Source organism: Acerihabitans arboris (genome assembly GCF_010131535.1).
GTDB lineage: Bacteria > Pseudomonadota > Gammaproteobacteria > Enterobacterales > Enterobacteriaceae > Acerihabitans > Acerihabitans arboris.
In genome coordinates this window covers 18,000-41,133 of sequence record NZ_WUBS01000012.1, presented here as the reverse complement: position 1 = coordinate 41,133, position 23,134 = coordinate 18,000, and the positions used below count along the sequence as shown (strand labels likewise).

The window sequence follows — 23,134 nt, the reverse complement described above, 5'->3', positions numbered from 1 at the left end:
TGAACGCTTATGACGCCTCTGTCGCCCCACTCGCATGCCGGGGCCGGATCAATCCCGCGCGGTTAAGCAACCAAAAGAGTAGTTTTGCCAACGCCAGGCAAATACCGAATACCAGGGCAAAGAACACCACGCGGGACGTAAAGGCGTCCAGTCCCTCGCGGGCCAGTACGATCATATTAAACACCGCGCCGAAGCAGAATGCCTGCAATACCGCCGAACGGTAACGGTCCGTCGCCGCCTTGCCCCGCTCGTACAGGGTGTCGAACCCTTTCAGGATAAAACCCACCAGGATAGCGCCGAGCGGGATGAATACCACGCCGCCCATCACCACCAGCGAGCCGATCAGCGTGGGCGAAATCGCCAGGCCGGAGTGATTGTCCAATACCTGCCAGGTAAAATAATTGGCGGTATTGAGCACCAGGCTGGGCCGGTCAGGCCATAGCCAACCGGGAATAAAAACGTAAAAATCACGGATTATCGGCGCCAATCCCTGGAAGTCTATTTTATCGTAGTTTTGCAGCAGCAGCGCGAGGTTTTCCCAAGGCGAAAACGTATCGCGCGTCAGGTATAAAAAGGTGTAAAACCCCTCCTCGCCGCTGACGTTCAGGCCGTAGCGCTTCAACGCCAGCCAGAACATGCCGCCCACGGCCAGCAGCCCGGCGCTGCCCAGCATCCACAGGCTTATCCAGCTACGCTGGATGCCGATAAATAAAAACAGGGCAAAGGCGATGATAATATTGGCGCGGGTGCCGCCGACCACCATATAGGTAAAAATACCGAAGGCGACGGTGCCGCACAAAAATAATAGCCAATTGCGGCGCGAGGGGTTGAGGAAATAAATAATTAACATCGCCGGGATAAAAAAATAGAAAAAGCGCTTCAGCGCCACCCCGGTGACGTCGCGGGAAAAAATCTGGCTGTAGGACTGCAGGCGAAATAATAAAAAGCCGTTATGCATGAAAAATATTGCCACCGTGCCGACGGCGGTTAACGCCAGCAGGATCCAGGTCAGGTGCGTTTCCACCCGATTCAGCGTCAGTACCGCCCTGGACGCGGGACGCGAAGGGGGGAACCAACGGGTTTTATAGCTGACATAATAAATCCCGTAAAACGCCGTGGCGGCCAGCAGGGCCTCCATCAGGTTTTCCACCGGCGCCACCCGGACATTAAAACGAAATGAGAGCATGCAGGTCAGCGGAAAACCCAGGTAGAAGGTCAATAAATAGAGCAGCGAAAAAAAGACGTTAAAATTAAATCGTACCCGGCGAAATTCCCGATAGGTCAGGGTCAGCACAAACAGTACCGAGATCAGATAAACCGCCAGCAAGCCGCTGAACTGGCCCAGGGTCATGAGGATTCTCCCGCGGCCGCGGCCAGCGCCTGGCGCCACCCCTGCAGATAATTGGGGTAAAAAAAGGCGATGCGGCTTCTGTCCACGCCGGCCAGCTGACGCTGCGCCTCGCGCACCACCGCCCGGTCAAGCGTGTCGCCATCAAAGAGCACCGGCACCTGTTCCCCGGCCAGATCCTGCCAGAACGGGTTGCGCCGGCTCAGCACAAAAGGCACGCCAAACTGGATCAGCAAGCAAAGCGTGCCAATCCCCTGCTGGCGGTTAAACAGGAAGTAACCCAAGTCGCACTGGCGCAGCAGCGCCAGGTACGCGTCGAACGCCACCGGTTGCGTAAGCAGCTCCAGCCGATCCGCTGGGAAATACTTTTCCCCTTCCGCGCGCACCCTGGCGATATAGGCCTCGTTATTGGCCGGATATCCCAGCGGCACTATCACCCGCACGTCGGCGCCGAATTGCCGGTAAATCGCGCCCAGCGCCTCCGGATGGCGATTAGTGGCATCGCCCGAGTTGCCCACCAGCACGGTGAGTAATTTACCAGCCTCAGGCGTCGGCCGATCAAAACCCAGCGCCGGATCCATCCGGGTGGGGAAATAGAGCGGCGAGGAGGCGACTTTTGGATAACGCGACCGGTATACCGAGAGATCGCCCCGGGTGGCGAAGACATGGCCCACCCGGCCCTGGGCGCGACGGCGCAGCAGATAAAACAGGCGATGTTTCCAGCTACGGGATTGTTCATAAAGATCGGCGCCCCAGATATGCCAGCTGACCCGGGCCGGCGGCAGTCTACCCAACAGCAGGGCCAGCCAGAGTGCCGGGTTAAACTGCCCGTGCAGGAAAAACCGTGCCGACGGTTCGGCGGCGGCACGTAAGACCACCGCCCGCGCCAGCGCCCGTTTGTCCGCATAGGTGTCGATAAGAAGCCGCGTAAACGGCGCGAACGGCGCGCTATCGGCCGCCGCCACCATAAAATGCCCGGACTGTCCGGCGGGCAGGCCAAGGCCGCCCGCCAGCTGGTCGTTGAAAAAACGCAGCACCGTCAGGTTATGATGGGGGATATCCGCGCCCAGCACATGTATCAATAGGGTCATTTTTTCCTGCAATAAATAAGGAATACGCCGCTACAAAGCAAAAAATACACTATGTAGGTTGCCATATAAGCCTGCGTCGCGCCAAGCGCCCCATAGCGCGGAATCAGCCATTGGGAAAACCCGGTCAGCAGCGCAAACTGGCTGATTTCGGTCAGCAGGTAAAAACGCAGCGAGGCCCTGGCTATTACCAGATAGCCAAATACGTAAGCGCCCACTTTCAAAACATCGCCCACCAGCTGCCAGGCGAACAGATCGCGCATGGGTTCAAACTGCGCTGAAAACAGCAGACGGATAGCCAAATCCCTTAACAGCCATAATAACAGGCTTACCGTCGCCACCGCCGGCATCACAAACAGCAGGGAACGGACGATTTCCCGGGCGACGGCGCGCTTATCGCTTAAACGCGACAGGGTCGGCAGCAGATAAACGGTAAACGAGGCGGTGATAAACTGCAAATAAGCATCCGAGATGCTGCTGACCCCCTGCCAGATGCCCACCGCCTCCCAGCTGTAACGCTCAGCCAGCAGATTGCGCATCATGATATAGGCCAGGGGCAAGGTGAACGAGGTCATCAGCGCCATCAGGGTAAACTTGCCAAGCTGGCCGGCCAGCGGCCGATCCCAGGCCGGACGCAGATCGCCCGGGCGTATAAGCCGCCGCCGGGCCACCACCAGCGCGGCGGGCACCAGCGTCACGGCGGGCACCAGCGCCAGCCCGGCCAGCGCGCCCGGATAACCGCCCCATTGGTAGCAGAGGAAAAAAGCGCCCGCGCCCAGCACGCTGCCGCAGCTGACGGCCAGGGCGTTGCCGGCCGCGTCGCGAAAGCCTTTCAGGATGGCCAGCATCAGATTGGCATAGGCGATGCCCAGCTGGATAAAGGCCACAGCCCGCACCACATTGGCATAGTCGCCGTGGCCGAACAGTCCGCGGCTGATGGATTCGGCGCCGGCCAGGAAAATCACCGCCAACAGGGTGGAAAATCCCAGCACCATGGCCGAGCCGGTGCCCAGTAGCGCGCGCAGCCGTTCCGGCTGATGCTGGTACTGCGCCACATATTTGGTGATGCCGTTGAAGATGCCCGCGCCGGACAGCACGCCGAGCACGGTCACCAACTGCCGGAAATTACCCGCCTGGCCTACGCCGGACGGCCCGAAGGACACCGCCAGCAGTTTGACCACCAGCAGGCCGACGCCAATCTTGACCAGCGTCGATCCGGCGGTCCATAACGACGCGCGGGCCAGCGACATATCAGGCGAAGTACCGGTTAATCGCGCTGATAACCCGGGACTGGTGCTCGTCGGTTAAGTTGTAGAACAGCGGCAGCCGCACCAGTCGTCGGCTTTCGCGGCTGGTATAGCGGTCTTCGCCGCTGAAACGCCCGAAACGCAGCCCGGCCGGGCTGTCGTGTAGCGGAATATAATGGAATACCGCCAGGATGTCCGCCGCCTTCATATGATCGATAAACGCCGAACGATCCGCGATATCCCGCAGTTTGATATAAAACATATGGGCGTTTTGCCGGCATCCGTCCGGCACCGACGGCAGTTCGATGCGTCCTTGTCCCGCCAGCGGCAAGAGCGCGTCGCGATAGCGGTTCCAGAGATCCAGGCGTCGCCGGTTAATGATCTCGGCGGCGTCCAGTTGCCCCCACAGATAAGCGGCCTGCAGGTCGGCCATCAGATAGCTGGACCCGATATCGCGCCAGGTGTACTTATCCGCCTGGCCGCGAAAGAACTGGCTGCGGTTGGTGCCTTTTTCACGCACGATTTCCGCGCGGTCGATCAGCCCGGCATCGTTTACCAGCGTGGCCCCGCCTTCGCCGCCGGCGGTGTAGTTCTTGGTTTCATGGAAGCTGAAGCAACCGATGTCGCCCAGGGTGCCGAGCGGTTTACCGTGATATTCGGACATCACGCCCTGGGCGGCATCCTCGACCACCGCCAGGCGGTATTTTTTAGCAAGCGCTAGGATGGTATCCATTTCGCAGGCAATGCCGGCATAGTGCACCGGCACGATAACCCGGGTTTTATCGGTAATCGCCGCTTCGATAAGCTGTTCATCCAAATTCATGGTGTCGGGGCGGATATCGACGAACACGATGGTCGCGCCGCGCAGCACAAACGCGTTGGCGGTGGAGACAAAGGTATAGCTCGGCATGATGACTTCATCGCCCGGCCGGATATCGAGCAGGATGGCCGCCATTTCCAGCGACGCGGTGCACGATGGCGTCAGCAGCGCCTTGGGAGTGTCGAAACGCTGCTCGAGCCATAGCTGGCAACGCTTGGTGAAATCGCCGTCGCCGCACAGCTTGCCGCTGCCCATCGCCGTACGTATAAAATCGATTTCAGTTCCCACCACCGGTGGGGAATTAAACGGGATCATATCTTCACCTGTATAGCCAGTAGGCGGTGCTGTCAACGGTGGCGCCACATGCGATGTAGAGCCGTAACGCGGCAAGGTTGCCGGCCTGGGTGGCCACCCGCAGGCGCGATATTCCCTGTAGGCGGCACCACGCCAGCGCGCCGGCGAACAGGACGCGGCCGACGCCCCGCCGGGTAAAGGCCGGATCTACCGCCAGCAGGCCGATGCGCGCATCATCCGCGCCGAGACGCCTGAGCGTCACCATGCCTTCGATTGCCCCGGGCCGGCCCTTGACCAGGCAGAGATCATCAAAGGTGCCCAGGATGGCGTTTTGCGCCCATACGGCATAGAAGCGCCGGCGGTCCTGCTCGCGGTACCAGGGTTCGCGAAACCGGCTTAGCCTGAACGCCGACGACGCCAGCCGGCTGACCGCCGCGTTGTCCCCCCGGCCTGCGATACGCAGGTGACCGGCATAAGGGGCACCGCCGGGGAGACGCGCCGAGCCTTCCACCGCGCGATCCGCCAGATCTCCCTGCGCGCTATCCGCCAAATCTCCATGCGCGCCATCTCCCCTGCCGCACCGCTTCGGCACCCGCAGGCTGCAATCAATTTCGCCTTCCACCAGCCGGAAACCCAGCTCCGCCAGGGCGTCCGCCTGGCCCATGGCGTCAGCCGCCACCTTGGCCTGCACCACCTGGAACGCATCCAGGGCACAGCCGCTCAGCGGCGCGGCGGCGGGATTGACGATAATCTTGCCGCTGGAAACGTTGAAGAAATCGCTTTCCCAACCCAGCGGTTCAATTGTGGCATGCAAGGGCATAGTGTCCACCCGATGGATAGCGGCCGAAGCCGGGGTTGCTGCTTAGCGCCAGACACCTTTGGTATCGACTATCCAGCGCTGTGTAATGTCGGCCGCGGGCAGTTCCCTGAATTGACGGTGGTCCACCAGCATCACCAGCACGTCCGCGCTGGCCAACGCGCTGTCCAGCCCGGTTAAGGTGGCAAGGGCGGCAAGCGTGGCGGGCAATTGCGCCACGTTCGGCTCCACCGCCAGGGTTTCCCCCGGATGCCACTGGGCGATCAGTTGGGTAATAGCCACCGCCGGGCTTTCGCGCAGGTCATCGATATCCGGCTTGAACGCCAGCCCGAAACAGGCAATGGTCAGCTCACCGGCGCGTTTGCCGCTGTGCGCCAGGCAGTCCGCCACCGCCGCCTTGACCCGTTCCACCACCCAAAGCGGCTTGCCGTCGTTGACTAAACGGGCGGTATGGATAAGCCTGGCCTGCCGTGGATTCTGCGCGACGATAAACCAGGGGTCGACCGCAATACAGTGGCCGCCGACGCCCGGGCCCGGCTGCAGGATATTCACCCGCGGATGCCGGTTGGCCAGGCGGATCAATTCCCAGACATTGATCTCCCGATCGGCGCAAATCAGCGATAGTTCATTGGCAAAGGCAATATTCACGTCCCGAAAGCTGTTCTCGGTCAGCTTGCACATCTCGGCGGTGCGTGAGTTAGTAACCACACACTCACCTTCCAGGAAAATACGGTAAAGCTCGCTGGCCCGCGCGGAACAGCGAGGGGTCATGCCGCCGATCACCCGATCGTTCTTAACCAGTTCGGCCATGATCTTGCCGGGCAGCACGCGCTCCGGGCAATAGGCGATATTGATATCCGCCCGTTCACCCGCCGCCTGCGGAAACCGCAGATCCGGCCGCGCTTCGGCCAGCCATTGCGCCATCTGTTCGGTGGTGCCTACCGGCGACGTGGATTCCAGGATGACCAGGTCCCCCTGTTTAAGCACCGGCGCCAAGGAGAGCGCCGCCGCGCGGACGTATTTAAGGTCGGGTTCATGCCCGTCCATAAACGGGGTCGGCACCGCAATCAGGAAAGCGTCGGCGGTTACCGGACGGGTGACCGCCGTAAGATAACCCTGGGCGACGGCGCGTTTAACCACGTCGGCCAGGTCCGGCTCGACAATATGAATCGCACCGCGGTTAATCGTCTCTACCGCCTGGTGGTTCACGTCCACGCCCACCACCTTTTTACCGCGCGAGGCAAAGGCGGCGGCGGTGGGCAGGCCGATATAGCCCAGGCCGATAACGGAGATTTGGTCAAAACTCATACTTTCACCTGATTATTCTTTAACGCTTCTATAATTCGCTGGCAAGCCTGCCCATCGCCATAGGGGTTGTGCGCCCGGCTCATGGCCTGGTACTCATCGGCGTCGTTCAACAGCCTGGACACCGCCGCCTGGATGGTCTTGGGATCGGTGCCCACCAGCAGTACGGTGCCGGCCGCCACCGCTTCCGGGCGCTCGGTGGCGTCACGCATCACCAGTACCGGTTTACCGAGGGAGGGCGCCTCCTCCTGGATGCCGCCGGAGTCTGTCAGGATCATATAGGCCCGGTCCATCAGGTACACAAACGGCAGGTAATCCTGCGGATCGATAAGTTTGATATTGGGTATGCCGCTCAGGATGCGGTTAACCGGCTCGCCGACGTTGGGATTAAGGTGAACCGGATACACCACCTGCACCTCGGGATGGTGGCGGGCAATATGGGCCAGCGCGCTGCATATGCGCTCGAAGCCGTCGCCAAAGCTTTCCCGCCGGTGGCCGGTAACCAGAATCATTTTTTTCTGCGGATTGAGAAAATCGTAGCGCTTCTCAAGCGTGTCGCGCAACCCGGCGTTGTTCATTACGCGATCGCGTACCCATAACAGCGCGTCGATGACGGTATTGCCGGTGACAAATATCCTGTCCCCGGGCAGCCCTTCGCGCAGCAGGTTTTGCCGCGCATTCTCGGTGGGGGAAAAATGATACATCGCCAGATGGCCGGTTAATTTGCGATTGGCTTCCTCCGGCCAGGGCGAGTAGAGATTGCCGGTGCGCAACCCGGCCTCCACATGGCCGACCGGGATATGCTGGTAAAATGCCGCCAGGCTGGCGGCCAGGGTGGTGGTGGTGTCGCCGTGAACCAAGACCACATCAGGACAAAACGATTCCAATACCGGTTTCAGGCCGATTAAGATGCGGCTGGTAATTTCCGTCAGGCCCTGATCCGGACGCATGATGTTTAAATCATAATCGGGCGCGATCTCGAACAAGCGTAACACCTGATCGAGCATTTCCCGATGTTGGGCCGTGACGCAAATCCTGGATTCAAAGGCCGGGTCCCTGGCCAGGGCCAGGATAAGCGGCGCCATCTTTATGGCTTCCGGCCTTGTACCGAAGACGATCAACACTTTCACAGCAAATTCCTTTCCGTCTCAAGTAAGCCATACGCGTGGCTGATATAAGTTCTGCCGCGTAGTGGCGGCGCATCCATCCGGGTTGATGCTAGCTCCACGGCAACGTGATCAGCGGCGACGCGCCAGCGCGACACCGGCTCCAATCAATCCACCCAAGGCGCCCCAGAGGATGAGCAGGAAAATCCGGCGCGGTTTATCGCGTTTGACCGGTTCCTCGGGCGTTCTTAAATAACGGTAAGTCTGGAATGTATTCTGCAGCGTCGGGCCGACGCTAAGCGTGGCCAGCATGGCGCGGTTCTGATCGTATTCCACGTCAAAACCGGGGCCGGCCGCCTGCAGTGCTTCCAGCCGCGCCTGCAGCACCGGTTCTCCCAGCAGGAATAATCCGGACTGCGGCAATTGCTCTTCGGGGACGTTGACTTGACTATGACTGATGCCCTGCCGCTTGGCAATATCCAGGGCATGGCGCAATGCGCTCAGGTCGCGTTCATGGATGGTGTTGGCCACCGCTTCCTGGCGTTTGACCTGTGCCTTGAGTGAGATGGTGCGCGCCGTCCAGGCGCCGGTGATATCTTCGTTCAGGTGGCCGGCGGCGCGCTGGCTGGCGAACGCCACGTAGCGGCGCAGCAGCGCGTTGGCGTCCGCCGCCGTTTCGGCGGTAAGCGTCACCTGGTCGGGCAGTTTTTTAGCCTCGTCGCCTGGCGTAAACTGGATATTGCCGATCATTTCGTCGAGCAATACCGCATCGGCATGGGCGTCGACCTGTTTGCGCGAAATAAAGTAGTCCGACGCCTGCCAGAAATCGCGCCGGGTATCATAAGAGGACAGCTGGCGGATAAATTCCTGGTATGCCTCATCGCCGATGCCCGGCATATCCGACGTCGGCAATGCGGTATTCTTCACATCCAGGTTGCGCAGGAACTGCTGCTGGGAGAAATAGCTGCCGAGCATGTTCACCGTGGGTTTATCGGTAATCGCCGCGGCGGTCCACTCCTGCTTAACCAGGTAGGAATAGACCAGGGCAATAACCGCAAACACCAGGGCCGCGCCGATAATCCAGCCCTTGCCGCGCCACAGTGCGCAAAAAAGGCCGCGTAGATCGAGCTCGTTATCCAGCGCCGTTCCAGTGGCTTTCGGTTGGGTTTCTGATCTCATTTTTGTCCCGTATTACGGTGAGAGGGTACGTGTTTGCCACTGAACCGCCGCTTGGTGCGCTTGACGAAACGCGCCACCCGCCAGGCGCATTTCAGCAAATAGCCGTAGAGTAAAAAAACCAGGATGAACAAGATAAACATCAGCCAGTCGGGCCACACGAACCATTGCTCGCCCGCCACGCCGAAGGCGGCCAATAATGCGGCGGTAACGGTAATGATAACAAAGGCTTGGCGCGAACTAAACCCGGCGCGCATGATAAGGTGATGAATGTGCTGCCGATCGGGAGAGAAGGGGCTCATGCCTTTACGCATGCGGCGGTACATGATGGCAATCATATCCATTAACGGGATGGCGATGATCCAAAGGCCGGTGACCGGGTTCATCGGGTGGCCGGTGCCCTGGGTGCTTTGCAGGATAATCCAGATAATGCTGAAGCCTATCATGGTGCTGCCGGCGTCGCCCATAAACACTTTATAGTGTCGTCCGAACATCCCGAGGTTCAGCAGGATATACGGCAGGATGGCGGCAATCATGGCAAAACACCACAACCCGAGGCTGGGGTTATTGTCTTTGTACATCAGGATGCCCATGGCGCCGAGCGAAACGCAGGATAACCCGCCCAGCAGCCCGTCGATGCCGTCCACCATGTTAAAGGCGTTGATCGCCGCCCAGACCGCGAACAGGGTGACCGGGTAGCCGAAGTAGGGACCGAGCACCATTTCCCAGGGGCCGAACACAAATCCCAGGCTGTTGATGTACAAACCGCCGAAGTACATCATGGTGATGGCGACCAGCGCCTGGATGGTGGCGCGCGACTTGACGCTGATATCAAAACGATCGTCGAGCGCGCCGGTCAGCACCAAAATGCCGGAACAAAGTAAATACAGCCCGATATGCGGCACGAAGTGGTCGGTAAAGAGGAATGTGAAGCAAATGCCGGCGTAAATGGAGATACCGCCCACCAGGGGGATTTGCCCTTGATGACGTTTGCGGTAATTGGGTTTATCAACCAGGCCGATCTTCTGGGCAACCTTACGGGAGAAAAACAAAAAAACCATTGAAAACAAAAAAATAGCAAAAAAATCAGTACTCATATTGAGTAAGTTCACAATAGAAGGCTCTCTGCATCCATCAGGTTGTTAGAAGCGTTACCGATGTAGACGCCCCTTACTCTCTGCCTCAATCGTCACCGTACCGCGCGACACTGAAATATTGACTTTGTTATCTTTTTCGTCACACCCGAAGCTCCGTCAGGTGAACTGAAGCAAAAAGACCGCTTGGCTTAGCCTTCATTAAAAGGCTACGGCAAGTAAGAACTGACTATCCTAGCATTAGAAACAAAAAACGCCACGTCTTGACGTGGCGTTACCCGAGTTTTTATTATTTACGAGCGTTTCATCATATCGAAGAACTCGTCGTTGGTTTTGGTCATCGCTAACTTGTTCATCAGGAATTCCATGGCGTCGGTCTCGCCCATCGGGTGGATGATTTTGCGCAGGATCCACATTTTCTGCAGCTCCTCCTGGGTGGTCAGCAATTCTTCCTTACGGGTGCCGGAGCGGTTGTAGTCAATCGCCGGGAAGACACGTTTCTCGGCGATTTTGCGCGAGAGGTGCAATTCCATATTACCGGTACCTTTAAATTCTTCGTAAATGACTTCATCCATCTTGGAGCCGGTGTCGATCAGCGCCGTGGCGATGATGGTCAGGCTGCCGCCCTCTTCCATATTACGCGCCGCGCCGAAGAACCGTTTTGGCCGGTGCAGGGCGTTGGCGTCCACGCCGCCGGTCAGCACCTTGCCCGAGGCGGGCACCACGGTGTTGTAGGCGCGGGCCAGGCGGGTGATGGAGTCCAGCAGGATGATGACGTCTTTCTTGTGTTCGACCAGGCGTTTGGCTTTTTCGATCACCATTTCGGCGACCTGAACGTGACGCGAGGCCGGTTCATCGAACGTTGACGCAATCACTTCGCCTTTAACCAGGCGCTGCATTTCGGTCACTTCTTCCGGCCGCTCATCGATCAGCAGTACCATCAGCACGCAATCGGGATGGTTGTAGGCGATGCTTTGCGCAATATTCTGCAGCAGCATGGTCTTACCGGCCTTGGGCGGCGCCACGATCAGGCCGCGCTGGCCACGGCCGATGGGGGCGGCCAAATCCAGCACGCGCGCCGTCAGGTCTTCGGTGGAGCCGTTGCCGCGTTCCATACGCAACCTGGAGTTGGCGTGCAGCGGGGTTAAATTTTCAAACAGGATCTTGTTACGGGCATTTTCCGGTTTGTCGTAATTGACTTCATTGACCTTCAGCAGCGCGAAGTAGCGCTCGCCCTCTTTCGGCGGACGGATCTTGCCGGAAATGGTGTCGCCGGTGCGAAGGTTGAAACGGCGAATCTGGCTGGGGGAAACATAAATATCATCGGGGCCGGCCAGGTATGAGCTGTCCCCGGAGCGGAGGAAACCGAATCCATCCTGCAATATTTCCAACACGCCGTCGCCAAAGATATCCTCTCCACTTTTAGCATGCTGCTTCAAAATGGCGAAGATGATGTCTTGCTTGCGCATACGGGCCAGGTTTTCCAGCCCCATGTTTTCGCCGAGAGTAATTAGCTCAGAAACCGGCGTATTTTTTAATTCGGTAAGGTTCATAATGGTGGGTTCTTAAACTCGGGGTAATTCTCGAACTATTTTTGTGGATGGTATGGCAGCGTAAAATCGTGCCTGTCTAACGGCATTTAATCCCAGTACATCCCGTTTGGGCTGATGAACAGCAATTCATGCAAAATGAATACAAGAAGACTGAAGATTGAGAGCGCCTAAAAACGGATCAATTCAAATCCAGGTTGCTTGAACGCTTTGCTTGGTAAAACCGATGCTGTTTAACGGCCGTTCGCATTGGACAATTCTACAGTTGAACAATTCTACGGTTGAACAACAGGACTCGGGCAAAGAGTAAAGCTAAGATTCAAACTACAGGTAAGATCTAAATGCAGTGGACATAAACTTAGCATGGTTCTTGGCGGGCGTCTAGCGGTCAATACGAGAAACATAGCGATCGTCAGAGCCCGTTGGGATAACCGTTTTTTACGGGTTACAGATTTTTGTTCAGGAACTCTTTTAACTGGCTGCGGGACAGCGCCCCGACCTTGGTCGCGACCACTTCGCCATCCTTGAACAACAGCAGGGTGGGGATGCCGCGGATACCGTATTTAGGCGCGGTAGCCGGGTTTTCGTCGATGTTCAGCTTGGCGATAGTCAATTTACCTTCGAATTCATCAGCGACTTCAGCCAGGATGGGCGCGATCATTTTACACGGACCGCACCATTCCGCCCAAAAATCCACCAGGAACAGTCCCTTTGCCTGCAACACGTCCTTTTCGAAGCTGTCGTCACTTACGTGAATAATTTTATCGCTCATGTTCTACTCCACAGGATTATCTTTACCCGGCTGGTTTAAGGTTAACCAACGTCGGGTTGACTTTATTTCACTGGATACGCTTTCGTAATGCAATAGTTAACTGTTATTCTACCACACTATGAGCAAAACACACTTAACCGAAAAGAAGTTTTCCGACTTCGCCCTGCACCCGCTGATTATTGAATCTCTTGAAAAACAAGGGTTTAGTAATTGTACGCCTATTCAGGCGCTGACATTACCCATCACCCTGGACGGGAAGGATGTCGCGGGCCAAGCGCAAACCGGTACCGGAAAAACGTTGGCTTTCCTTGCTGCCACGTTTCATCACCTACTCACCCAGCCTGCCAGCGAGCAGCGCCAGACCAATCAGCCAAGGGCGCTGATCATGGCGCCGACCCGCGAACTGGCGGTGCAAATCCACTCCGATGCTGAACCCTTAGCCCAGGCGACCGGCCTGAAAATGGGTCTGGCCTACGGTGGCGATGGATACGACAAGCAGCTTAAGGTTCTCGAAACCGGGGTGGATATCCTGGTTGGAACCACCGGCCGCCTGATTGATTATACCAAGCAAAACTATGTCAACATGGGCGCGATCCAGGTGGTGGTGCTCGACGAAGCCGATCGCATGTTTGATCTGGGCTTTATCAAGGATATCCGCTGGTTGTTCCGCCGTATGCCCGCCGTTGAACAACGTTTGAATATGCTGTTCTCCGCCACCTTGTCTTATCGCGTACGTGAGCTGGCGTTTGAACATATGAACAACGCCGAATATGTGGAAGTCGAGCCGCTGCAAAAAACCGGCTATCGTATCCAGGAAGAACTGTTTTACCCTTCCAACGAAGAAAAGATGCGCCTGTTGCAGACGCTGTTAGAAGAAGAGTGGCCGGATCGCTGTATTATTTTCGCCAATACCAAGCACCGGTGCGAGGATATCTGGGGCCATCTCGCCGCCGACGGCCACCGGGTCGGGCTTTTGACCGGCGACGTCTCGCAGAAAAGGCGCCTGCGCATCCTGGAGGATTTTACCCAGGGCACGCTGGACATCCTGGTGGCGACCGACGTCGCGGCGCGCGGCCTGCATATCCCATTGGTCACCCATGTGTTCAACTATGATCTGCCCGATGACTGCGAGGATTACGTTCACCGCATCGGCCGTACCGGCCGCGCAGGCGAGAGCGGCAGTTCCATCAGCCTGGCCTGTGAAGAATATGCGTTGAACCTGACGGCGATTGAAAGCTATATTGGCCATCAGATCCCTGTCAGTAAGTACAACAGCGACGCGCTTATGACCGAACTGCCCGCGCCGAAACGGCTTACCCGTGCCCGGCCGGGCACCGGTCCGCGTCGTCATTCGGTATCCCGCCGCAGCGGTGCGGGCGGTGCGCCACGTCATAACCGTAAACGTCCGGGCTAAACACCATGCTAAGTTGCACCTCGCTTTATGCCGCCATTGACCTAGGTTCCAATAGTTTCCATATGTTAGTGGTGCGCGAGGTGGCCGGCACCGTTCAGACGTTGGCGCGCATCAAACGCAAGGTGCGGCTGGCCTCCGGGCTTAACGCCGGCAAGGCGCTTACCCCCGAGGCCATGCAGCGTGGCTGGCAGTGCCTGCGGCTGTTCGCCGAACATCTGCAGGATATCCCCGCGGCGCATATCCGCGTCGTCGCCACCGCCACCCTGCGCATCGCCACCAATGCCGAAACCTTCCTGGTCACCGCGAGGGAGATTCTTGGTTGCGATGTACAGGTGATAAGCGGCGAAGAGGAAGCGCGGCTGATCTACCAGGGCGTGGCCCATACCACCGGCGGGTCGGATGAACGCCTGGTGGTGGATATCGGCGGCGGCAGCACGGAGCTGGTGGTGGGACGCGGCGCGCAGGCGCTGGAGCTGTTCAGCCTGGAAATGGGCTGCGTCACCTGGCTCGATCGCTGGTTCAGCGATCGCAGCCTGACCAGGGAAAACTTCGAGCAGGCGGAACAGGCGGCGCGCGCCATGATTCGCCCGGTGGTATCGAAACTGCTGGCCTCCGGCTGGCAGGTTTGCGTGGGCGCCTCGGGCACGGTACAGGCGCTGCAGGAAATCATGGTCGCCCAGGGTATGGACGAGCAGATTACCCTGAGCAAGCTGTTGCAGCTCAAACAGCGGGCTATCCAGTGCGGCAAGCTCGAAGAGCTGGAAATCGAGGGCCTGACCCTGGATCGGGCGCTGGTGTTTCCCAGCGGCCTGTCCATCCTGCTGGCGGTGTTCCATGAATTGGGCATCAAGACCATGACCCTTGCCGGCGGCGCGCTGCGCGAAGGCATCATGTATGGCATGCTGGATTTGCCGGTGTGCGAGGATATCCGCGAGCGCACGCTGCAGAATATGCAGCGCCGCTACCTGCTGGATACCGAGCAGGCACAGCGGGTCAGTTCCCTGGCGGCCGATTTTGCCCTGCAGGTGGCCAAGGCGTGGCAGTTGGACGATCGATGTTTTGCCATCCTGCACTGCGCGACCATGATTCATGAGATTGGCCTGAGCATCGATATTAAAAACGCCCCGCAGCACGCCGCCTATCTGGTCCGCCACACCGATTTACCCGGCTTTACGCCGGCCCAGCAAAAACTTATCGCTACCCTGTTGCAAAACCAAAGCCATCATATCGACGTCGCGCAGCTCAGCCAGCAAAACAGTTTACCGCCGCGCATGGCGCAGCGGCTGTGCCGGCTGATGCGCCTGGCGATCATCTTCGCCAGCCGCCGCCGCGACGAAACGGTGCCGGAGGTTAAGCTGCGGGCGCTGGACGATACCCTGCACGTCCTGTTGCCGCACGAATGGCTGGCGCGGCATCCGCTGCGCGCCGAATACCTGGAGCAGGAGAGCCAGTGGCAGAGTTATGTCCACTGGCCGATGCTGCTTGAGGAAATCAATTAACCCCGGCAAACAATGCCTGCAGTTTTCACCTCCATACGCTGGCAAAGCGCGGTCGTAACCGGTTGCGGAAATGAACGCCCGGCCCTTGCCGATGTTGGCGGGGAGCTTCAGCCACCCCGGTCCTTCGCTTTGGCCAGCTGTTCGCGCAGGCCGGCCACGCGGCTTTGTCCGTGCGCCATGCGGGCCTCCGGGCTGACCACCTTGCGCACGCTCTCCCAGGCCAGATCGTCCTGCGGCAATTCCAACAGGAAACGGCTCGGCTCGGGCCGGATGGTCTCGCCATACTGGCGGCGCTCGCGGCATAAGGTGAAGGTCAGTTCTTTTTGCGCCCGGGTGATACCCACATACGCCAGCCGTCGCTCTTCATCGATATTATTCTCATCAATGCTGCTTTGATGGGGCAGCAGGCCCTCCTCCATCCCCACCAGGAACACGTAGGGGAACTCAAGTCCCTTGGACGCATGCAGCGTCATCAACTGCACCTGGTCCAGATCCTCGTCGTTTTCGCCCCGCTCCATCATTTCCCGCAGCGTAAAACGGGTCACCACCTGATCGAGGGTCATCGGCTCGTTAAGATCCGATCCCTCCAGCATCTCGGTCATCCAGCTGAACAGCTGGTCGACGTTTTTCATGCGCATTTCGGCGGCCTTGGGGCTGGGAGAGGTTTCATGCAGCCAGCTTTCGTACTCCATGCCGTGGATCAGATCGCGCACCGCCGGCACCGGCTCGCTCTCCGCCAGCCGGGCAATGCCGGCCATCCAATGGGTGAAACGTTGCAGGGATTCCAGGCCGCGCCCGGTTAGCGTCTGGCTTAGACCCAGGTCAAAACTGGCGTCAAACAGGCTTTTATTCCGTGCCGTGGCCCATTCGCCCAGCTTTTGCAGGGTGGCCGGGCCGATTTCCCGCCGCGGCGTGTTCACCACGCGCAAAAAGGCGCTGTCGTCGTCCTGGTTGGTCAGCACACGCAGGTAACACAATAAATCCTTGATTTCCGGGCGAGAAAAAAACGAGGTGCCGCCGGAAATTTTGTAGGGAATGCGGTTTTGCATCAGCATTTTTTCAAACAGCCGCGACTGGTGGTTGCCCCGGTACAGTATCGCGTAATCCCGGTAGCGGGTCTTACGGATAAAATGGTGGGCAATCAGTTCCCCCACCACCCGTTCCGCCTCGTGATCCTCGTTGTTGGCGGTCACCACCTTAAGCGCCTCGCCATAGCCCAGTTGGGAAAACAACTTCTTTTCAAACAGATGCGGGTTGTTGGCGATCAGGATATTGGCGGCTTTCAGGATACGCTCGGTGGAGCGGTAATTCTGCTCCAGCTTGATCACCTGCAACTGGGGGAAATCACGCTGCAACAGTTCCAGGTTTTGCGGGCGCGCGCCGCGCCATGAATAGATAGACTGGTCGTCGTCGCCCACCACGGTAAAACGCGCGCGGCCGCCCACCAGCATCCTGACCAGTTCATACTGGCTGGTATTGGTATCCTGGTATTCATCGACCAGCAGGTAGCGCAGGCGGTTTTGCCAGCGCTCGCGGGCGTCGGCATCGCGTTGCAGCAGCAGGGTGGGACGCAGGATCAGGTCGTCGAAATCCAGGACGTTGCAGGCGCGCAGGTGGGTATCATAGAGTTCATAACAATGGGCGAACAGTTTGTCGCGCTCGGTGCGCGCCACCGCCTGGGCCTGGGCGGGATCGAGCAGATCGTTTTTCCAGTTGCCGATCGCCGACGTCAGTTGCTTGAGCAGATCCTTATCACCTTCCAGCCACTGTTCCGTCAGATCTTTTAACAGCGCCTGCTGGTCGTGCTCATCGAACAGCGAGAATTTCGCCTTCATGCCCAGCGCTTTATATTCCCGCTTGATGATCTCCAGGCCCAGGGTATGGAAGGTGGCGATGGTCAGGCCGCGCGCCTCCTGCCGCCCCAGGGTTTGCGCCACGCGCTCCCTCATCTCACGCGCGGCCTTATTGGTAAAGGTGACCGCCGCGATATGCCGCGCCTGGTAGCCGCAGGCGCGGATAAGATGGGCGATTTTATTGGTAATCACGCGCGTCTTGCCCGATCCGGCGCCGGCCAGCACCAGGCAAGGACCGGTGACAAATTCGACGGCGTGCTGCTGGCTGGGGTTCAGGCGCATGATGAGTTCCTGGAGCTGGTAATGATAAACGACGGGTAGGGATTGTAGCAGAAAGGCGGGGCGAGGTTGATACGGTAATACCTCTTATATCTGGTGGCGGGATATGCTGACGCGGTTGTCCGACTGGCCAGCAGCCGGATAAACGTACTATTGCCGCACGCTTAACAAAATATAGTGGCACTTTATTGTATTTTATCTAAAATATCCTGAACAATGGGTTTTATAGAGACAACCAGTTCATCCTCGTTAACAGTAAAGCATAATAATTCAATCTCGTTTTCAGCGTTGAAAAGGGCAGTGCGAAGCCATTTTTCCTCAAATGCAACCACCTGACTTTCAGCACTGAAAATTTCAGTTTGGATATTTTGAACCGTTGTTTTCTCATCAAGAAAATTAATACATGATTCCTTAAGACGTTCGATTACCTCAGGATAGATCCATTTAGTCATTTTCCACTCCTGCGCAGGATAATAACAACTATCTTACCACTATTTTCTGTCACAACTCCGACGTCACCACTCCAATAAGTGGTTCGTGTTACTCCATTCACAATATGAGTTTGGGGCGAACCAGTTTTAATAACGTGTTCAACCATATTAGGGGTAATGTTCCTACCAGGGCCGACTGTTCCTGCGGGAGAAACTAGTCCTGATGGCTGAATCCTGTCTACCGCATGTTGCGCATATAATCGATCACCTATTTGAGCATATTGACGTTCCCTGATTATTGTCTTCGAATGGTTTTGCCAAGAATCCCAAATTACGTTTTTTTGGCCTGTAGATGACCCCTTGTCATTACTCAGGACCTGATGTTGCTTTTGAGAATCCTTATCATAGCCCTTTTGCTCATCATCCGGTCCCCAACCACCCGGTGTTACCGATCCCACTCCGCCCAATTCTGCTTTTTCCGCGCCGATAGCCTTACCTAAATTTGGCTTAGGCCCACCGCTTTCTTTATCGCGACTCTCCATGCGCTCAGGTTTGCGCGTCCCGTCACGGACCGCGCACTGCTCGCGCGTGCCTTCACAGGTTTCATCCCCCATGGCAAAGACGATGTTACCCTTTAAACCCGAATGACGACCATGCCCTGCGGCCCCTGCAACCGTAGCGCTTTTCCCACCAACACCTTCGCTCACCGACTGGGTATGCTTAATGGCGCTACCAGCGGGCAGATTGGCGGACGACGTCGAATCGGGGCTTGAAGAACCCGCCAGGGTAGCGGCAGCAAAGCGTTGCGACAAATCGCGTCCCGGCACCTTATCACTGCCTTCCCCTACCTTGCCGCTATAGGCCAACAACCCCGCCCCGAGGGGAAGTCTAGCCAGGCCAAGCGCGGCCGAACCTAATTGGCTTATCGCGGTACCTAGCCCAACACCACCGGCCCGTATACCGGCAGCGGATGCCAGACCACGCTCAGCGCCGGCCGTTAACGCAGGCATACCCGGATTGGGCCGCAGGGCGAACGCTATACCGGATAAGGCAACACCACGCCGTGCGTTAACATCCGCCATAAAAGGCGTTATTGAAGCGGTATTAGCACCAGCGCCTGACGAATGTTCGTGCCCGTCGCGGTTAACCGCTGTTGGTTGCTGATTCAGGCTGGCGCAGTTTGCCGAAAGCACGCTTTGCCGCTGATACTGCGCTGCTCGTTCCCGGGCATCCTGCTGCGCCTGACGTTGTAACGCATGTTTTTCGCGTTCACAGGCCGCGAGTTCAGCTCGCCTGCGCTCCAAAATCCTATAATGTTCCCAGGCTTGCCGCTGCGCTCGCTCCCGGACCTCGACTTTATTTTTTTCCCGGGCATTTTGCTGTTCAAGTCTTTTTTCATTCAGATGGCAACCTAATGTCCGTCCGGCGGTTGCTATCTCGCCATGACAACCTTGCCCTATGGGGGTCCCAATAGCCGATAAGTTAACGGGGTAACTGAAAACGCAGCTATTGCCCTGATGATTGGTTTTAACCAAATGAATATTATTAGCTGCAGGGCCACCCGAGAAGTCAGGTGAAAAATTAGCAATGCTATGAACGGTATTACCGCCAACCCAGGTTGAGTCGGAAGAGAATGTGATTCTGCCCGTTGATGAGCAACCATTATTGGTAATGTTGCGAAAATTGCCGCAAACGTTGGCTAATTTAATTGAGGATTGATGGGCAGCGATAGCTCTGCCCATACATAAAGGGGCAGAGCATGGGTTTGCAACAGCGCTGGAGCCTCTGCCCGGATTTATCTCTTGCCGTCCTCCGCCGGCAGTGCGGCGCGAGCTATTACCGGTATTACTACTTTGCCGGGGACCACATTGGCTGGAGTTTCCGCCACAGTTTGCGCGCGACGCATTACCGCCGTTTGACGGCCCGCAAGTACCGCCCATGCCTGCGCGCCCGCCAGCACCTGAACAACCGCCAGGCCCGTTGCCGCCTACACTTCCCATAGGTCCTCCCTGGTGGGTGATATCGTTCAATGAGACGATAAGTTTCCATTCACCGCAGCCATTAGGCAGTAGTCGTCGAAAAATGCCTTATGGGAATATCATGAATTGACGCCAGGCGAACGCCCTGCATCCAACCTCACGAATAGGCATTTTTATGCAACGGTTGAAGCCACCTGATAGATGATGTTTAGCGTCTTGCTCCGATGTTATCGGTGACGCGGGGTGCTTACAATATCGCCAGGTTAAACGAAATATTTTCAGGTTATTTGTCAGGTAGCAGCGGTGCATTATTGTTTCGTTGCTACCTGATTGCGGGGGATACCGAGCCGGTTTCTTCTAGCGTGACGCTCAGCTTTTCTTTACCACCTCTTGCATAAACTCCGCCCCATCGGCGGTACGTATCCAGCGCGGCGCTTTAAGTTCATCGGCAAAATAGCCGACCAGTTCAAACAGCAATCCGGCGAGGGTTTGCTCCATTTCCGGTAAAACCCACTGCTCAGTCAGAAGTCGGGCCAGCGCCGGGCAATATTCGCAGAGTAATTCGGCATCGGGTTCAAAGCGGGGCGAGGTCACCGGGAAATTATCCACGGTCAGGCTTTCGATCAAATGAGGCGGGATAGGGTCGTTCAGCATCGGTTGCAACTGGGCAAGGCATTCGGCAAGCCGTGCGCCGAACGCAGCGCCGGGTCCTCGCTTTCCAGGAGGGTTTCAGCGAACTGTTGGCCGTGCCCGGCCAGCACGGTGAAATCCGTGGTTGAGCTGAAGGGGGTAGAAAGTAAGGCGTGAATTTGGGTTGGGATCGTAGCCATAAGGCAGCCTCCAGTGTGTGATTTGTAAACCACCACACCGGAAATGCCAATTTCGCGGGTGATAGACTGAGCGGGATTGGCATTACCGGCCATACTGGAAACCGGCGCACCTTTCGGTACCCCCGCCCAGCCCACCATTGAATGGGAAAACGAAAAATTATCGCTTCGAGTGCCGGACGCACGACATAAAAAAGACGCGAGCGCGTCCTATATCGCCAGTATAGTTTTTCAGGATGCCAATCCCAGCGCCTGATTTTGCGGGCGCTTAGGCACGATACAAGGGCGGGCGACCAGCGGTAATACTTTTCGGCGTGAGTATCATTATCTTCGAGGGTCACCGCAGAATTGAATGCTGTATTGCGCGTTATTAGATTTAATGACTTATAGGTTATACATTATTCATAGTCCGCCGCATCACGCGTGCTTTGAATAAATGGCTACATTTGGAATGTTGTAAAATCCAGTCCTACTTTTTACCCTTTGGATAGTTCTTGAGACCTGTGCGAAACGATAGCTCCGTGATGGGTGATTTAGCACATTAATTTCCCAATTGGGGGAAAGGTTTCACTTGCTGTGAGTTATATGCCGCTATGGCGAGGGTGCCGCTTGCTGTGGGTTATATGGTATTCCTGCGTAGGTTTCGCTGTAGCTACCTAAAACTTACCGCAAGCGAAATCTTCGCCTTAGCTACCTATAACTCACCACAAGCGAAACCCACGCCAGCATTATGCAATGACGCGAATAATCCCCATCAGTTGGCAACGGCAATCCGCTTCATATCCTTCATATATCCGCGCAGCGTGGCGCCGATAACCTCAATCGGATGGTGACGGATGGCTTCGTTAACATCGCGCAGCTGCGCGTTGTCGATTTCGCCCGCGGGCGCGGCCTTGCCAATATCGCCCGGCTGCAGGCTGTCCATAAACTTGGCTTTCAGCAGCGGCACGGCGGCGTTGGCGAACAGGTAGTTGCCGTACTCGGCGGTATCGGAAATCACCACGTTCATTTCGTACAGACGCTTACGGGCCACGGTGTTGGCAATCAGCGGCAGTTCATGCAGCGATTCGTAATAAGCCGATTCGGCGATAATGCCGGAACGGGTCATGGTTTCAAACGCCAGCTCCACGCCGGCCTTGGCCATGGCGATCATCAGCACGCCGTGGTCGAAATACTCCTGCTCGCTGATTTTGCCTTCATACTGCGGCGCGTTTTCAAACGCCGAGGCGCCGGTCTCTTCACGCCAGGTCAGCAGCTTCACATCATCGTTGGCCCAGTCGGCCATCATGCCGCTGGAGAACGCGCCGGTGATAATGTCGTCCATATGTTTTTCAAACAGCGGCTGCATCAGGGCCTTCAACTGCTCCGACAGGGCAAAGGCGCGCAGCTTGGCGCTGTTGGACAAACGGTCCATCATCAAGGTGATGCCGCCCTGCTTCAGCGCTTCGGTGGTGGTCTCCCAGCCGAACTGCACCAGCTTTTCGGCATAAGCCGGGTCAATGCCGTCCGCGACCATTTTATCAAAGCACAGCAGCGAACCGGCCTGCAGCATGCCGCACAGGATGGTCTGTTCGCCCATCAGGTCGGATTTAACTTCGGCCACAAATGAAGATTGCAGTACGCCGGCGCGATGGCCGCCGGTAGCCGCCGCCCAGGCCTTGGCCAGCGCCATGCCCTCGCCCTGCGGATCGTTTTCCGGATGCACCGCAATCAGGGTCGGCACGCCGAAGCCGCGTTTGTACTCTTCACGCACTTCAGTGCCGGGGCATTTTGGCGCCACCATGATAACGGTAATGTCTTTACGGATTTGCTCGCCCACTTCGACGATATTGAATCCATGGGAGTAGCCCAGCGCGGCGCCTTTTTTCATCAGCGGCTGCACGGCCTGCACCACCACCGAGTGCTGCTTGTCCGGCGTCAGGTTCACCACCAGGTCGGCCTGCGGGATCAGTTCTTCATAGGTACCGACCTTAAAGCCGTTTTCGGTGGCCTTGCGCCAGGACGGGCGCTTCTCGTCTATGGCCGCCTTGCGCAGCGCATAGGAGATATCCAGACCGGAATCACGCATGTTCAGGCCCTGGTTCAGCCCCTGCGCGCCGCAGCCGATAATGACCACTTTTTTACCTTTTAGGTAACCCGCTTCATCGGCGAATTCGTCACGGGCCATAAAGCGGCATTTCCCCAACTGCTCCAGCTGTTGGCGCAGGTTCAAGGTGTTAAAATAGTTAGCCATGG

The 23,134-nt window shown here is 57.3% G+C and carries 17 protein-coding genes and 2 pseudogenes; 2 read left to right on the top strand and 17 right to left on the bottom strand.

The genetic code is table 11. The annotated features are described in order from the left end of the window. Nucleotides 1-7: 7 nt before the first annotated feature. From wzyE to trxA, 11 genes are all read right to left on the bottom strand, one after another. A complete protein-coding gene (gene wzyE / locus GRH90_RS16665) occupies nt 8-1,351 on the bottom strand; it encodes an ECA oligosaccharide polymerase (RefSeq protein WP_162367092.1) in 1,344 nt (447 codons plus the stop codon). Further along, on the bottom strand, nt 1,348-2,439 hold the full coding sequence (locus GRH90_RS16660; protein ID WP_162367091.1) for a TDP-N-acetylfucosamine:lipid II N-acetylfucosaminyltransferase: 1,092 nt from the start codon (nt 2,437-2,439) through the stop codon (nt 1,348-1,350). Before GRH90_RS16660 ends, wzyE begins: the two co-directional genes overlap by 4 nt. After that, nucleotides 2,436-3,686, bottom strand: a complete 1,251-nt coding sequence (gene wzxE / locus GRH90_RS16655; RefSeq protein WP_162367090.1) for a lipid III flippase WzxE — start codon at nt 3,684-3,686, stop codon at nt 2,436-2,438. Before wzxE ends, GRH90_RS16660 begins: the two co-directional genes overlap by 4 nt. A gap of 1 nt (nt 3,687) precedes the next feature. Continuing rightward, on the bottom strand, nt 3,688-4,818 hold the full coding sequence (gene rffA / locus GRH90_RS16650; protein WP_162367089.1) for a dTDP-4-amino-4,6-dideoxygalactose transaminase: 1,131 nt from the start codon (nt 4,816-4,818) through the stop codon (nt 3,688-3,690). Nucleotides 4,819-4,822: 4 nt separating this feature from the next. Beyond that, the gene (rffC, locus tag GRH90_RS16645; RefSeq protein WP_162367088.1) at nt 4,823-5,617 is read right to left on the bottom strand and encodes a dTDP-4-amino-4,6-dideoxy-D-galactose acyltransferase; all 795 of its coding nucleotides are present in this window, start codon (nt 5,615-5,617) and stop codon (nt 4,823-4,825) included. Nucleotides 5,618-5,659: 42 nt separating this feature from the next. Continuing rightward, entirely contained in the window at nt 5,660-6,922 is a 1,263-nt protein-coding gene (gene wecC, locus GRH90_RS16640) for a UDP-N-acetyl-D-mannosamine dehydrogenase (RefSeq protein WP_162367087.1), read from the bottom strand. After that, on the bottom strand, nt 6,919-8,049 hold the full coding sequence (wecB, locus tag GRH90_RS16635) for a non-hydrolyzing UDP-N-acetylglucosamine 2-epimerase (protein WP_162367086.1): 1,131 nt from the start codon (nt 8,047-8,049) through the stop codon (nt 6,919-6,921). The genes wecC and wecB overlap by 4 nt, the downstream gene beginning before the upstream one ends. Nucleotides 8,050-8,157: 108 nt before the next feature. After that, nucleotides 8,158-9,204, bottom strand: a complete 1,047-nt coding sequence (gene wzzE / locus GRH90_RS16630; protein WP_162367085.1) for an ECA polysaccharide chain length modulation protein — start codon at nt 9,202-9,204, stop codon at nt 8,158-8,160. After that, complete coding sequence (gene wecA, locus GRH90_RS16625; protein ID WP_162367084.1) at nt 9,201-10,313, bottom strand: UDP-N-acetylglucosamine--undecaprenyl-phosphate N-acetylglucosaminephosphotransferase; 1,113 nt, start codon at nt 10,311-10,313, stop codon at nt 9,201-9,203. The genes wzzE and wecA overlap by 4 nt, the downstream gene beginning before the upstream one ends. Nucleotides 10,314-10,588: 275 nt before the next feature. After that, nucleotides 10,589-11,848 carry a transcription termination factor Rho gene (gene rho / locus GRH90_RS16620; RefSeq protein ID WP_162367083.1) on the bottom strand — a complete coding sequence of 420 codons (1,260 nt, stop codon included), beginning with the start codon at nt 11,846-11,848 and terminating at the stop codon, nt 10,589-10,591. 442 nt (nt 11,849-12,290) lie between these two features. Then, nucleotides 12,291-12,617, bottom strand: a complete 327-nt coding sequence (gene trxA / locus GRH90_RS16615; RefSeq protein WP_162367082.1) for a thioredoxin TrxA — start codon at nt 12,615-12,617, stop codon at nt 12,291-12,293. Between the two features lie 118 nt (nt 12,618-12,735). Here trxA and rhlB point away from each other — a divergent pair, with 118 nt between their 5' ends. Both rhlB and gppA read left to right on the top strand, forming a co-directional pair. Continuing rightward, nucleotides 12,736-14,031, top strand: a complete 1,296-nt coding sequence (rhlB, locus tag GRH90_RS16610) for an ATP-dependent RNA helicase RhlB (protein WP_162367081.1) — start codon at nt 12,736-12,738, stop codon at nt 14,029-14,031. Between the two features lie 5 nt (nt 14,032-14,036). After that, nucleotides 14,037-15,530, top strand: a complete 1,494-nt coding sequence (gppA, locus tag GRH90_RS16605; RefSeq protein WP_162367080.1) for a guanosine-5'-triphosphate,3'-diphosphate diphosphatase — start codon at nt 14,037-14,039, stop codon at nt 15,528-15,530. 107 nt (nt 15,531-15,637) lie between these two features. Here gppA and rep read toward each other — a convergent pair whose 3' ends face one another. From rep to ilvC, 6 genes and pseudogenes are all read right to left on the bottom strand, one after another. After that, a complete protein-coding gene (rep, locus tag GRH90_RS16600) occupies nt 15,638-17,665 on the bottom strand; it encodes a DNA helicase Rep (RefSeq protein WP_162367079.1) in 2,028 nt (675 codons plus the stop codon). Nucleotides 17,666-17,847: 182 nt separating this feature from the next. Continuing rightward, nucleotides 17,848-18,114: a hypothetical protein gene (locus GRH90_RS16595; RefSeq protein WP_162367078.1), complete on the bottom strand. Its 267-nt coding sequence runs from the start codon at nt 18,112-18,114 to the stop codon at nt 17,848-17,850. Beyond that, nucleotides 18,111-19,835: a trichohyalin-plectin-homology domain domain-containing protein gene (locus GRH90_RS26290; protein WP_246236114.1), complete on the bottom strand. Its 1,725-nt coding sequence runs from the start codon at nt 19,833-19,835 to the stop codon at nt 18,111-18,113. Before GRH90_RS26290 ends, GRH90_RS16595 begins: the two co-directional genes overlap by 4 nt. Before the next feature lie 606 nt (nt 19,836-20,441). Next, nucleotides 20,442-20,902: pseudogene (locus GRH90_RS26285) on the bottom strand (hypothetical protein). 33 nt (nt 20,903-20,935) lie between these two features. After that, nucleotides 20,936-21,040, bottom strand: a pseudogene (locus GRH90_RS26705) (ash family protein); the annotation flags it as partial. Between the two features lie 613 nt (nt 21,041-21,653). After that, on the bottom strand, nt 21,654-23,132 hold the full coding sequence (ilvC, locus tag GRH90_RS16580) for a ketol-acid reductoisomerase (RefSeq protein ID WP_162367077.1): 1,479 nt from the start codon (nt 23,130-23,132) through the stop codon (nt 21,654-21,656). Nucleotides 23,133-23,134: the final 2 nt, after the last annotated feature.

Excerpts from the sequence above, each read along its gene's own strand:
- wzyE (WP_162367092.1), bottom strand. The coding sequence starts at position 1,351 with ATGACCCTGGGCCAGTTCAGCGGCTTGCTGGCGGTTTATCTGATCTCG.
- GRH90_RS16660 (WP_162367091.1), bottom strand. The coding sequence starts at position 2,439 with ATGACCCTATTGATACATGTGCTGGGCGCGGATATCCCCCATCATAAC.
- wzxE (WP_162367090.1), bottom strand. The coding sequence starts at position 3,686 with ATGTCGCTGGCCCGCGCGTCGTTATGGACCGCCGGATCGACGCTGGTC.
- rffA (WP_162367089.1), bottom strand. The coding sequence starts at position 4,818 with ATGATCCCGTTTAATTCCCCACCGGTGGTGGGAACTGAAATCGATTTT.
- rffC (WP_162367088.1), bottom strand. The coding sequence starts at position 5,617 with ATGCCCTTGCATGCCACAATTGAACCGCTGGGTTGGGAAAGCGATTTC.
- wecC (WP_162367087.1), bottom strand. The coding sequence starts at position 6,922 with ATGAGTTTTGACCAAATCTCCGTTATCGGCCTGGGCTATATCGGCCTG.
- wzzE (WP_162367085.1), bottom strand. The coding sequence starts at position 9,204 with ATGAGATCAGAAACCCAACCGAAAGCCACTGGAACGGCGCTGGATAAC.
- rho (WP_162367083.1), bottom strand. The coding sequence starts at position 11,848 with ATGAACCTTACCGAATTAAAAAATACGCCGGTTTCTGAGCTAATTACT.
- trxA (WP_162367082.1), bottom strand. The coding sequence starts at position 12,617 with ATGAGCGATAAAATTATTCACGTAAGTGACGACAGCTTCGAAAAGGAC.
- rhlB (WP_162367081.1), top strand. The coding sequence starts at position 12,736 with ATGAGCAAAACACACTTAACCGAAAAGAAGTTTTCCGACTTCGCCCTG.
- gppA (WP_162367080.1), top strand. The coding sequence starts at position 14,037 with ATGCTAAGTTGCACCTCGCTTTATGCCGCCATTGACCTAGGTTCCAAT.
- rep (WP_162367079.1), bottom strand. The coding sequence starts at position 17,665 with ATGCGCCTGAACCCCAGCCAGCAGCACGCCGTCGAATTTGTCACCGGT.
- GRH90_RS16595 (WP_162367078.1), bottom strand. The coding sequence starts at position 18,114 with ATGACTAAATGGATCTATCCTGAGGTAATCGAACGTCTTAAGGAATCA.
- GRH90_RS26290 (WP_246236114.1), bottom strand. The coding sequence starts at position 19,835 with ATGGGCAGAGCTATCGCTGCCCATCAATCCTCAATTAAATTAGCCAAC.
- ilvC (WP_162367077.1), bottom strand. The coding sequence starts at position 23,132 with ATGGCTAACTATTTTAACACCTTGAACCTGCGCCAACAGCTGGAGCAG.